This is a genomic window from Paenibacillus sp. VMFN-D1, assembly GCF_003386155.1.
Lineage (GTDB): Bacteria > Bacillota > Bacilli > Paenibacillales > Paenibacillaceae > Paenibacillus_AQ > Paenibacillus_AQ favisporus.
In genome coordinates this window covers 141,975-154,465 of record NZ_QRDU01000003.1, presented here as the reverse complement: position 1 = coordinate 154,465, position 12,491 = coordinate 141,975, and the positions used below count along the sequence as shown (strand labels likewise).

General features: G+C 58.5%; 7 protein-coding genes. All 7 read left to right on the top strand.

From position 1 onward, the window contains the following. Window positions 1-239: 239 nt before the first annotated feature. The 7 genes from C7820_RS21710 (at window position 240) to C7820_RS21680 (ending at window position 12,482) form a co-directional block, all read left to right on the top strand. Window positions 240-1,631: an ABC transporter substrate-binding protein gene (locus tag C7820_RS21710; RefSeq protein WP_076172816.1), complete on the top strand. Its 1,392-nt coding sequence runs from the start codon at window positions 240-242 to the stop codon at window positions 1,629-1,631. 71 nt (window positions 1,632-1,702) lie between these two features. Beyond that, window positions 1,703-3,508, top strand: coding sequence for a sensor histidine kinase (locus tag C7820_RS21705; protein ID WP_116232822.1), 1,806 nt, complete (start codon window positions 1,703-1,705; stop codon window positions 3,506-3,508). Beyond that, window positions 3,501-5,144, top strand: coding sequence for a response regulator transcription factor (locus C7820_RS21700; RefSeq protein WP_116232821.1), 1,644 nt, complete (start codon window positions 3,501-3,503; stop codon window positions 5,142-5,144). The genes C7820_RS21705 and C7820_RS21700 overlap by 8 nt, the downstream gene beginning before the upstream one ends. A 33-nt stretch (window positions 5,145-5,177) precedes the next feature. Further along, window positions 5,178-7,037 (top strand): heparinase II/III-family protein, encoded by a 1,860-nt coding sequence (locus tag C7820_RS21695; protein ID WP_258875344.1) that lies wholly within the window; start codon window positions 5,178-5,180, stop codon window positions 7,035-7,037. Between the two features lie 2 nt (window positions 7,038-7,039). Further along, a complete protein-coding gene (locus C7820_RS21690; RefSeq protein ID WP_116232820.1) occupies window positions 7,040-8,179 on the top strand; it encodes a glycoside hydrolase family 88 protein in 1,140 nt (379 codons plus the stop codon). 438 nt (window positions 8,180-8,617) lie between these two features. Next, the gene (locus C7820_RS21685; protein WP_116232819.1) at window positions 8,618-11,158 is read left to right on the top strand and encodes a LamG-like jellyroll fold domain-containing protein; all 2,541 of its coding nucleotides are present in this window, start codon (window positions 8,618-8,620) and stop codon (window positions 11,156-11,158) included. A gap of 310 nt (window positions 11,159-11,468) precedes the next feature. Then, entirely contained in the window at window positions 11,469-12,482 is a 1,014-nt protein-coding gene (locus C7820_RS21680; protein ID WP_116232818.1) for a HoxN/HupN/NixA family nickel/cobalt transporter, read from the top strand. Window positions 12,483-12,491 lie beyond the last annotated feature (9 nt).

The window sequence follows — 12,491 nt, the reverse complement described above, 5'->3', positions numbered from 1 at the left end:
CGGTCAATTTAGCGTCATGAGCCGGGGGAACGGCCCCGGTATAATCAAAGCGTCAGATACGGGAAAACGCAGCCGGCAAGCGGTGGACATACGGAGGCATGTGAAAGCATGCGGAGGCAAACGGAGGCAGGCGGATACAGCGGGCATACGGCCCGAGGCCGGTATCCTGTTAGCCGTAAGGTCGTTGTCGGTAGAAGCATTTTCACGGGCAAGCATAATCCAAGGGAGGTTATTGAGGGATGAAGAGAAAAAGATGGCTTACCGGTGCGGCAGCCGGCATGCTGCTGATCAGTTTGCTGTCAGGCTGCGGGGGAAGCAGCGGCGGCGGGGATAGCGAAGGGGCGGCGTCCGGCTCCGGCGGATCAAGCGGCGGCCAGGACAAGGTCAACCTGAGATTATACACCTATGGAACCGAGGAAGCTTACAATTGGAGCAAGACGCTCAAAGCCTACGAAGACGCCAACCCCGGCGTCACGATCGAGCTGGTGCAGCTCAGCGAAAAAGGCGATACGCAGGAGGCTTCCAAGAAACTGGATCTGGAGGCGGCGTCCTCCGCGCAGATGGACATCCTGATGTTCAGCGATCCGGCCGGATACGCGCAGCGCGTAGCCTTGGGCATGGCGGAGCCGCTGGACGACTACATTGCCAAGGACGGTTATAAGGAAGAGACGGATTATAAAGTCGATACCCGCCTGAACGGCAAGGTGTATGCGCTGCCGGGCAAGTTCAACCCATGGTATGTGCTTTTGAACAAGGACCATCTGGATGAAGCAGGCCTGAGCGTGCCGACGGATTGGACGTGGGACCAGTTTGCCGATTATGCGAAAAAGCTCACCAAGGGCGAAGGTGCAAGCAAGCGCTACGGCACGTACTTCCACGGCCCGCAGGGCGGGGGCTGGCTGGAATTCCTGAAGCTGAAGATGGAGAATCAGCCGGAAAACTCCGACTTTCTCAAGGCTGACGGCTCGTCGAATCTGGATGATCCCAATTTCCGAGCGACGCTGGAGCTGCGGCTGAAAATGGAAAAAGAGGATCAGTCCTCCGTTCCGTATACCGATATGATTTCGCAGAAGCTCAATTACCGGACGCAGTTTTTTAACCAATCGGCGAGCATGATCGTGATCGGCAGCTGGATGAATACCGAAATCGGCGGGACGGATAAGGTGCCGCTGGAGTTTAACGTAGCCGTCGCGCCGTTCCCGAAAAACAAAGAAGGCGATCCCACGGGCATCACCCCGGTCACGACCGATTATGTCGCCGTCGCCGCCAAGTCCAAGCATAAGGAAGAAGCCTACAAATTCGTTCGCTGGTATACAACCGAAGGGCAGACGGTCCAAGGTAAAAATATTCCGGCCTGGAGCCAGGTGAAGAGCGACCAGGTGGAGCAGATTATCGATACGATCCTCGCCGGCACGAAAACCCCGGAGAAGGTCGACAAGAAGTCATTGGTCGACACGCTGGTCGCCTCGAAAGCATCGGCGATCGTACCGCCGGCCTCCTACCAGGCCGAAGTGTTCAAAGCGGTCAACGAGGAATACGAGAAGCTGATCCTCGGCAACCAGGATATCGATGCGACGGTGAAAAACTCGCAGGAGCGCGTGAACAAAATCATCGAATCCAACCAAAAATAATTTTGGTATAATATGATCCAAAAACAGGGGACGGCGATTTCGTCCCTTTTTTGTACCCTGGGGGGACCATCATGATCAACCGGCTGCGGCACTTGGCGCTGCGCTCGATCCGCCACAAGCTCATTTTCGCGTCGATTGTCTGCATTGTCGTTCCCGCGGTCATCAGCCTGATCGTATACAACGGATTATCGCGGGAGGCGGTGAAGCGGCAGGCCGTATCGAACGCAAGGGATTCGCTGCAGCTGGTGGCCGGATCCGTCACGAACCTGCTGTCCAGCAAGCTGAACATTGCCAACTACATTCAGGTCAATTCCGGTTTGAACACCTACTTCAAGCAGGTCGCCTCAGGCAACGAGGACAAGGATCCGTACCGCCGGTTCACCGAGGCGAACCGGGTGCTGGAGCAGCTCGACAGCTTGACGGTGGTAGGCGAGCAGACGTATGTGACCGTGCTGCTGACAAACGGGGCGTATTACATGAATTATTCCGTAAGCGATTACAATCCGCCGGACCTGACCCGGCAGCCCTGGTTCAGGCAGATGAAGGAGCTGAGAGGGCTGGAATCTTATTGGACCGGGCCTGAGCGAACCGTCTACGTGCAGGATCAAGCCGATCACCCCTATCAGCTGTCCATTGCCCGGTCGCTGCGGCTGGCCAATTCGGAAATTTACGGCTATGTGGTGGTGTCTTGGGTGGAGGACCAGGTTAGCGGCATCTTTGACCGGCTCTCCAAAGGAAACCGGGTGCTGATGGTAGACGGCTCGGGCACGATCGTATCGGGACCGGCCGGCCAAATCGGCAGGAAGTTTGCTTATGCTGATCTGAACGAGGGAAACAAGCCGTATTCGATTGAACGGATCGATGGGGAGAAGTTCCTGATGGTGGAGCAGGAGATTCCGATGAACGGCTGGCATCTCGTGCTGATGCAGCCGTATCGGGACGCAATCGTGGACCTGAATGCCATCTTCAGCAAAGTATTTCTGTTCGAAATGATCTCGTTCTTCGTCTTCCTTCTGCTGCTGATCGTGCTGGTGCGCAGGTTCACGACGCCGCTCGTCCGGCTTGGCAAGGTAACGAACGCGGTGCAGCGCGGCAACCTGGACGTGCGTTCAGGCGTGGCCGGCAACGATGAGATCGGGCGGCTCGGACTGTTGTTCGACCAGATGCTGGACCGGGTCAAAGAGATGATCGCCGAGGTGTCGGACCACCAGGCCCGCAAGCGAAGGGCCGAGCTTAAAATGCTGCAGGCGCAGATTCATCCCCATTTTTTGTTCAACGTGTTAAATTCCATCCGGATGAAGGTGATGAAGCGCGGCGATCCGGAGAGCGCCAAAATGATCGGCTCGCTGTCGGTCCTGCTCCGCATGACGATCAGCCGCGAGGACGATGAAATTTTGCTGCACGAGGAGATCGACCTGATTTCCCATTACGTCGCTCTGATGAACCTGCGGCAGAAGGAGGAGGCCGTGCTGCAGCTGGATATTGACCCGGAGGCGTTTCTGATCAAAGTGCCGCGCTTCTTCCTGCAGCCCCTGGTCGAAAATGCGATGATTCATGGGCTGAGCCGACAGGCGGGCACGATATCGATCCGGGCGGTGACGGAGGCGGAGCGGATCATTCTGACGGTCGCTGACGACGGCGCGGGAATGGAAGAGGAGCGGAGGCAGGAGCTGATGCGGATCCTGAACGGAGCCGCTTATGCAGCCGAGCCTTCGCCGTCAAGCGGATCCTTTTCAGGCATTGGCCTGCCCAATGTGGCGGAGCGGATGAACATGATGTTTGGCGATGGATTCCAGGCTTGCGTGAACAGTGAGCCGGGGGCCGGAACCGTGATTGAAATGCATATTCCACGGAAGGAGGGGCTGCGGGATGTATAATGTCATGCTGGCCGACGATGATTACCCCGTGATTGAGCTGCTGTCAGAGACGATCCGCTGGGAGGAGCTCGGGCTGAGGCTGATGTCCACCCACGAGAACGGATGGAGCGCCTGGGAGCAGGCTCAGCGCCAGACCCCGGATATTCTCATTACGGATATCGGGATGCCCAAGATGGACGGCTTGGAGCTGTCGGGACGCATCCGGGAGTTGAATCCCGCCGTGCGAATCGCCATTTTGTCCTGTCACAGTGAGTTTCAGTATGCGCAGCAGGCCGTCCGTCTGAACGTACAGGACTATCTGCTGAAGGACACCCTTGACCCGGAGGATCTGGTACAGCGGCTCACCCGGTTCAAGCAGGCGATGGATGAGGAGAAGCAGGCCGGATGGGAGCACAGCCGGATGAAGCGCATGTATGATGAGGCGAAGGAGCTGCGGAAGGAACAAAGCCTGAAAAACCTCATCGATCTGCCCCTGCTGTCCCCGGAGAACTGGAGGAAGGAAGCAGCGGAGTACGGCCTGCTCCGGGAAGGCGAGCACACCCTGCCGGTCGCCGGATTTCTGGAGAACTACCGGCAGGTGAAATACCGCTTCTTCTCGGATCAAACGCTGCGCTTTGCCGTCGGCAACGTCCTGAAGGAAGTGCTGGAGAACTTTGCACCATACGGGGTACACGCGGGTTACGATGCCAGAACCTGGCTGCTGTTTTTCTCCGGGAGGCCGGGGCTCCATCGGAATTTATATGAGGAAACGGCGCAGATGCTGAAGGAAATCCAGTCCGCGATGCGAAAAGTACTTAAGGTTGACATGTCGCTGTGCATCGGCGAGCCCTGTGCTTCGCCGGAGAGCTTGAAGCAGACGCTTGTCGGGCTGCTGGCCTCGGGCGGGCTGCGTTTCTATCTGGAGCCCGGGGAGACGGTGAAGCTGCGCGCATCAAGGCTGAAGCCGGAGACGGAGCCGGAAGGGGATGACCTGCCGCCGCGGGATTTGTTCAGCTTCTACGATGAGGCACTTGGCGAGCTGCGCGGGGCCATGCTGGACAGGGAGCCGCAGGCGATCCGGTCGGCGACGGCCGCCTGGACCGCGAGGATCCGCAAGGAGCGGTATCCGCCGGAGGCGGTAAAGGATTGGGTCCTCAAGCTGCTGCTTGATTTGAAGCTGAAGCTTCAAGCCATCCCTTCCGTTTCGACGGCATCGTCCGCGGATACGCTCCATAAGGAAATCGCGGACATCGATTCGCTTGCTGATCTTCATGCCTGGCTGAACGGGCATTTGGAGTCGTGGGCGGCGACCGATTTTGGCGGACATAAGTCCGGCAGACGCGCCGAGATTACCGAAGCCTGCGTGTACGTCACGCGGCGGCTGCACAGCCGGATTTCGCTGGACGAGGTGGCGGAGCACCTTCACATGAACACCAGCTACTTCTGCCGGCTGTTCAAGAAGGAGACGGGCAGCACCTTTATCGAATACGTGACCCGGCTCAAAATGATGCGGGCCCAGGAGCTGCTGGACCGGACGGGAGCGACCGTCGGGGAGATTTGCGAGCAGCTGGGCTATGACAATCAAAGCTATTTCATTAAGACATTCAAATCTTATGCCGGCGTGACCCCGGTCGAATACCGGAGCCGGCTGCGGTGAGGCTTGGACCGCATAAGAGAGGAGGATTCGCAATTGCTGGAATCATCATCCCGTCATGAGCAAGGAAGTCCGTCCCTGAAGGAAGTGGCTCATGACATGGCTCCCGCCGGGTTGGACCTGTATTATCCGGACGGCGACGCGGCCCGTTTCTGGCAGAAGGTCCGGACTTCGGACCTGTATGAAGCGGACCGGCGTGAAATTCAGGCAGAAGGTCAGCGGCTGCTGGGACTGCAGCTGCCGGTATTAACGTACTCGCTGTATGCCGACTTTGCCCGTACCGGGCGTCGGCTTGGGTATGAGCGGGTGTATTTCGAGCGGCGCCGCCGGCTGAACACCTTTGCGATTCTGACAATGCTTGAGCCGGAGCGGGATGAATACCGCGAGGCACTGTGCGATACGCTGTGGCTTATTTTGGAGGAGTATACCTGGTGCCTCCCCGCCCACTTAGGGGAAGGGGACGCTGGGGGAGAGATCGATTTGTTCAGCGCTGAAACTGGCTTTGCGCTCAGTGAGCTGCTGTACCTGGCGGGCGACGGTCTGTCGCCATTGATCCGGAGCCGGATTCGGGATGAAGTGCATCGCCGCCTGTTCGAGTCGTATTTGGCCCGGGAGTTTCACTGGGAGTCGGCCGTACATAACTGGTCCGCCGTGTGCGCCGGCTCGATCGGCGCGGCGGCCCTGCTGCTGATGGAGGATGCGGACCGTTTGGCGGCCGTTCTGGCGAAGGCGGAGAGAAGCATGCACTGCTATCTGACGGGGTTCGGTGAAGACGGCGCCTGTCAGGAGGGCCTCGGCTACTGGAATTACGGATTCGGTTATTTTACGTATTACGCCGATCTGCTCCGGAAGCGGTCCCGTGGACGGCTGGACTGGTTCGCCAGCGACAAGGTCCGCCGCATCGCGCTGTTTCAGCAAAAATGCTTTCTTGGCGGAAGCGCGGTGGCGAACTTCTCCGACTCCAGGCCAAGCGGCAGCATTCAGCCGGGGCTGTCGGATTATCTGGCCGGCCTGTATCCCGAGTTCCAGCGGCCGCCGGCCCGCCTCCGGGCTGCGTTTACGGAGGATCACTGCAGCCGCTGGGCGCCGGCCATCCGGAATCTGCTCTGGCGGAGCGGGGAGCCGGCCCAGAGCGAGTGGGGGCCGTTCTTCGGCTACCTGCCCGACGCACAGTGGCTCATCTGGCGGCATGCCGGCCCCAGCTGCGCGTTTGGCTTTGCAGCCAAAGGCGGGCATAACGCCGAGCCCCACAATCATAACGACCTCGGGCAGTTTATGCTGTACGGGGACGGCGAGTTTTTCCTCGCCGACCTTGGCAGCGGAGAATACACGAAGTCGTATTTCGGACCGGAGCGCTACACCTACGACTGCAACGGCTCGCAGGGGCACAGCGTGCCGATCGTCGGCGGCCAGTATCAGGCCGAAGGAGAGGACAGCCGGGCGGTGGTCGAAGAGGCTTATGCCGATGAGGCTGGCGCGGTGTTTGGCGTGGACCTCACGCAAGCCTACCGGTACGCGGGGCTGGAAAGCCTGCGCCGTGCGCTCCGCTGGGAGATGCAGGGCGGGCTGCCGAGTCTGGCGCTTACGGACGAGTACCGGTTTGCGGGAGCGCCAAGCTCGGTGGTGGAGCGGTTTGTCACCCGCGTCCGGCCGCGGCTTGCGGGGGACCGGATCGAGCTGCAAGGATCAGGAGAGCAAGGCTTGAAGCTGATCATGCGTTATGACGGCGGGATGCTCTCGCCGGAGATTACCCGGCGGATGTTTATGGACCATGACGGATGTGAAGCCGAATGGTACACGATCGATTTGACGGTCCGGAAGCCGGAGCCCTCCATCCGGGTTGCCGTCACCTTCGAGTTTGAGCCAAATGACGAGGAAAGCGGGGATCGGGAGTGAATATGACGGAACAGGCCGCGCAAGCGGTATGGGTAAATGAAGCTTGGGGGAAGGCGCTGGATAAAGTCCGGCGCACGAGCCAGCGCATCGGGGCGGGATTTCCCCATGCCAGCCCAAACGGCGAGTATGTGCTGGAACCCCCGCACTGGTGGACGGCGGGCTTCTGGCCGGGGCTGCTCTGGCTGCTGTATAACGGCAGCGGGGACGAGCGTCTGCGGGGGATCGCCGAGGAATGCGAGGCCCGGCTCGATGAAGTGCTGGACGGCTACACCCGTCTCGACCATGACCTCGGATTTATGTGGACGCTGACGAGCCTGGCTTCCTACAAGCTGACGGGAAGCGAGGAGTCGAAGCGGAGGGCTCTCAAGGCGGCCAATTACCTGGCTGCCCGCTTTAATTTGAAAGGCCGGTTCATCCGCGCCTGGAATCCGTGGTCCGAAGGCGAGGACAATGCCGGCGTCGCCATCATCGACTGTGCCATGAACGTGCCGCTGCTGTTCCAGGCGTCCGCCATGACCGGCGATCCGCGGTACCGCCACGTCGCCGAGGCGCATATGGACACGGTGGCCGCCGACTTTGTACGGCCGGACGGCTCCGTTTACCACATCATGCGCTACGACCCGGACACGGGCGAGCGCCTCGGCGGCCTCGGGGGCCAGGGTTATGCCCCGGAGTCGGCCTGGTCCCGCGGCACGGCCTGGGCCATCTACGGCCTGACGCTGGCCTATCATCATACCGGCAAGCAGGCCTATCTGGACACGGCCAAGCGCGTCGCCCACTTCTTCCTTGCCAATCTGCCGGAAGACCACGTGCCGCACTGGGACTTCCGGGCGCCGCTGGAAGAAAGGCAATACCGCGACTCCTCAGCCGGCGCGTGCGCGGCCAGCGGGCTGCTCCTGCTGTCGGAGCAGGTGGGCGAGCTGGAAGCAGCCGTCTACCGTGAGCCGGCCGTGCGCATGCTGGAGTCGCTGTACGTGAACTACGGCGCTTTTGACGATCATGCGCAGGAAGGCCTCATTTTGCATGGGACGAGCCATTATCCGAACCAAACGAATGTGGACGTGCCGCTGATTTACGGCGACTTTTTCTTCGTAGAGGGCCTCGCCCGGCTGCAGGGGAAAGGACCGTTTTATTGGGAATAAGCGGGCATTGTATTGCGGCGTATGGGCGATTTGAACGTGTAAGGTTGAGCGGTCGAAGCCGTTTTTTTACAGCTGAATACTTGAATTGACGAAAGGAATGGGACTTTAGGGTCTCATTCTTTTTTTATTTTATACTTTTCTAAACTTAATAAAGGGTGAAAACCGTTATTTTAGCAGCGATAAGTTAAATATTTTCCAAAAGCGATTGAAATTTCATGTTTGTCATTATATGATTACTTAAAACATTTTAGTTTTATTTAAATAAAATACATGTGGAAAGCGGTTTACAGGTCGATGAAACGGTAAAAAGGGAGGGATCGGTCGCTGGGCCGCGGCAGGCGTCACGATGAAGCAGCGCTGTGCGGATCAATGAATGCGTTTTCGCAAAAGGTTGAATGATCTTATTTTCTGAGATTTTATTTGTTGGAGGGAGCAAACATGAACAGAAGGTGGGTTTCGGCATTGTTGATGATGATGCTGTTCGTCACGGTTCCGGGGCAGGTATTTGGCACCGGGCCGGACAGTACGGCGGAGAAAGGCGGCAAGACACAGAAGCAGCAGGGACAGGCGCCGGTGTATCAAAACGTATCCGTACACGATCCATCCATCGTGAAAGACGGGGATACGTATTACGTATTCGGTTCGCATATTGAAGCGGCCCGATCAAAGGACCTGCAGAGCTGGTCCCGCTTCACGAACGGGTATACGACGCCGGGCAACGTGCTGTATGGCGATCTGGCGCAAAATTTGGCCGGGTCGTTCGCCTGGGCCGGACAAAATGATTCGGACAGTAAGGGCGGTTTTTCCGTGTGGGCTCCCGACGTGTTCTGGAATCCCGAATATGTGAATGCGGACGGCACCAAAGGCGCCTATATGCTGTACTACTGCACGTCCTCGACGTATATCCGGTCGGCCATCGGGTTTGCCGTGTCGCCAAAGATCGAGGGGCCTTATCAGTATGTCGATACCCTGGTGTACTCCGGCTTTACGGAGGGCGATGCCAAGGATAAGGACAGCGTGATCAATAAAAAGTGGACGAACACGAACATTCCGAAGCTGATCGATGCCGGACAGCTCAGCGGGGCAAGCGGTGCCTGGTTCAACGCTGACGGGTCGTTTGCCAACGGCACGTATCCGAATGCGATCGATCCGAACCTGTACTATGACAAAAACGGGCAGCTCTGGATGTCTTACGGCTCCTGGTCCGGTGGTATCTTCGTCCTTCCCGTGGACCCAAAGACCGGCAAAGTGAAATATCCCGGCAAAGACGGCAAGACCGCCGACGGACGCCTGGTGGACCGGTATTTCGGCACGAAGGTGGCCGGAGGCTACGGCAAATCGGGCGAAGGTCCGTATGTGGTGTTTGATAAAGCTACCGGCTACTACTACCTGTACATGACCTACGGCTGGCTGGGAGCCGACGGCGGTTACAACATGCGGGTGTTCCGCGCGAAGAACCCGGACGGACCGTATGTGGATGCCCAGGGCCTGAACGCCGTTCTGCCCGGAGACACGGACAACGCGCCGTACGGCAACAAGCTGATGGGGAACTACCTGTTTGCCAGAGACGTGGGCGATCCGGGCACCGGCATCGGCGTCGGCTATGTGTCTCCAGGGCATAACTCCGTGCTGCTGGATGATGCGACCGGCAAGCGGTTCCTCGTCTTCCATACCCGTTTCCCGCAGATGGGCGAAGCGCATGAGGTGCGGGTGCATCAAATGTACATGAATGCGGACGGCTGGCCGGTGGTTGCCCCATACCGGTATGCAGGAGAAACGTTGAGCAAGGTGGACCGTCAGGACCTGATCGGGGAATATAAATTCATCAACCACGGAAAAGGGACGACGGCGGATATCCAGTCCTCCGTGTATATCCGGCTGAACAAGGACAACACGATTTCGGGCGACTTGACCGGCACTTGGAAAAAGACCGGGCACAACGAGGCGGAGCTTGTCATTGCCGGTTCCGTGTACAAGGGCGTCTTCGCCAGCGGCTGGGATCCGGTGTCCGAGCGTTATGTCATGACCTTCACGGCTTCTTCGCGGGAGGGCGTGGCGGTCTGGGGCAGCCGGCTTGAAAACAAAACCGATCAGGCGCTGGTTCAGGACGTATACAACGATCTGAGTCTGGGGGATACGGCGAAGGTCGTGTCGGACCTGACCCTTCCGGCGGAAGGAGCCCGGCATACCGCGATTTCCTGGAAGAGCTCGGACGAAGCGGTCGTATCGGCCTCAGGTGAGGTGCACCGTCCGGCGGGCGGCGCGCCGGTCCAAGCGGTGCTCACTGCGACAATCACCAAAGGCGGCGCTTCGCTGACGAAGTCCTTTACGGTGACCGTTCTGCCGTACCAGGACGCCAAGCTGTCCGCTTATTACGGCCTTGATGGCAGCTTTGCGGACAGTCAGGGGCGGTTTGCCGCAGGTACGGTGACCGGCGACCGGATTGACAAGTCCGGCGGCAGCATCACGTTCGCCGAGGGCAGACAAGGCCAGGCCGCCAAGTTCGACGGAGCCTCCGGGATCCGGCTGCCGGACGGTCTGATTTCAAGCAATGCCTATTCGGTTGCGCTGTGGATCAAACCGGAGGAGTTGACGACGTACACGACCGCTTTCTTTGGCGCGAAGGACGGCGACCATTGGGTGAGCCTCGTCCCCCGGGGAGCCGTCGCCAACAATACGATGGTGTGGTCGGGCAGCACGAGCTGGTATGACGGGGCGACCGGACTGACCATTCCGGCCGGCGAGTGGTCGCATCTGGCCTTTTCCGTGGAGAACGGCACGCTGACCGTGTACGTGAATGGGGTGCAGAAGTTCAAGGGAGCGAACTTCCCGGACTGGTTTACCGGCACGAAGGCAAGCTTTAGCCTGGGCGTCAACTGGTGGGACCCGCCGTTTAAAGGGCTGATCGACGAGCTGCGCGTGTACGATGGCGCACTGACTCCTGCGCAGGCGGCGGATTTGGCCAAGAATCCGTCTTAAACAATGGAGGGGGCCAGTTTCTATTCTGGCCACAAACAAGAGGGACGAAGCGAAAGATGACCTTTCGCTTCGTCCCTTTTTCATTTATTTGCATTGACGGGCTCCAATGTACACTAGGTGCTATTTTCATATAACAGTGCTGTTTTATTCAAAGAACAAAGGAGAGGTGGAATCTTTCCGTTCCTTCTGTAAGCCTTTGCAAATGAAAGATACCATTTGAAGAGGTTAGAGGATAAACTAGGACTAGACAGCAGGATGGAAACGGCGGGGTTGGATAGATACCTATGAATGAAGGGCGAAAGGTGGAAACATGAAATTCATTTGGAACCGTTACATGCTGGGCGTGGCATTGCTCCATGTCTTTGGGCTGCTTGCCTTATTTGCGGTGGTGCCCGCCCATCCGGCTTTTGTCGGCATGGGAATTGCGGCTTACGTCTTTGGCGTCCGCCATGCTTTTGATATCGACCATATCGCCGCGGTGGATAACACGATCCGCAAATTGGTGTCGCAGAAAAAGGATTCCCGGGGTGTGGGCTTCTTCTTTTCCCTGGGGCACTCGACCGTCGTCTTCCTGCTGGCGGTGCTGACGGCCATCTCCGTGCGCTTTGTCGCCGAGCATATGTCCGGGATGCAGGAGATCGGCGGCATCATCGGGGTGACCGTGTCAGGGGTGTTCCTGCTGTTTCTGGCCGTGCTCAATTTCATGCTGTTTGCCCAGCTCTGGCGCACGTTCCGCCGAATCCGGGAAGACCGGATCGGGGAAGCGGAGCTTGAGGAGATGTTCGAAGCCAAAGGCTTCTTTACGCGATTTATGGGCAAATGGTTCAAGCTGGTCACGAAAAGCTGGCATATTTACCCGATCGGATTTCTGTTCGGCCTCGGCTTTGACACCGCCACCGAGATTTCGCTGCTTACGATGTCGGCTGGGGCGGCCAACCAGCAGCTTCCGGTCCTGGGCATCATTGCGCTGCCTTTGCTGTTTGCGGCTGGCATGAGCCTGTTCGACACGCTGGACGGCCTGATGATGACCAAGAGCTATGCCTGGGCCAGTGACCGTCCGATCCGGAAGGTCTACTACAACCTGATCGTCACGGCGATTTCGGTGATCGCCGCTGTGGCAGTCGGCGCGGTGGAACTGGCGCAGATCACGACGGAGAAGCTGCATTTATCCGGCGGCATCTGGGACGTGATCGCAGGCATCGACTTTGGAAATTTGGGCATTTTCCTGGTTGTGGCGTTTCTGGCCATTTGGGGCGTGGCAGTGCTCATTTGGAAGGTTTACCGGATCGAAGAGCGGTATGCGGTGAAAGGGAAAAGTCTATAATTGTGAAAG

Excerpts from the sequence above, each read along its gene's own strand:
- C7820_RS21700 (WP_116232821.1), top strand. The coding sequence starts at position 3,501 with ATGTATAATGTCATGCTGGCCGACGATGATTACCCCGTGATTGAGCTG.
- C7820_RS21705 (WP_116232822.1), top strand. The coding sequence starts at position 1,703 with ATGATCAACCGGCTGCGGCACTTGGCGCTGCGCTCGATCCGCCACAAG.
- C7820_RS21685 (WP_116232819.1), top strand. The coding sequence starts at position 8,618 with ATGAACAGAAGGTGGGTTTCGGCATTGTTGATGATGATGCTGTTCGTC.
- C7820_RS21690 (WP_116232820.1), top strand. The coding sequence starts at position 7,040 with ATGACGGAACAGGCCGCGCAAGCGGTATGGGTAAATGAAGCTTGGGGG.
- C7820_RS21680 (WP_116232818.1), top strand. The coding sequence starts at position 11,469 with ATGAAATTCATTTGGAACCGTTACATGCTGGGCGTGGCATTGCTCCAT.
- C7820_RS21710 (WP_076172816.1), top strand. The coding sequence starts at position 240 with ATGAAGAGAAAAAGATGGCTTACCGGTGCGGCAGCCGGCATGCTGCTG.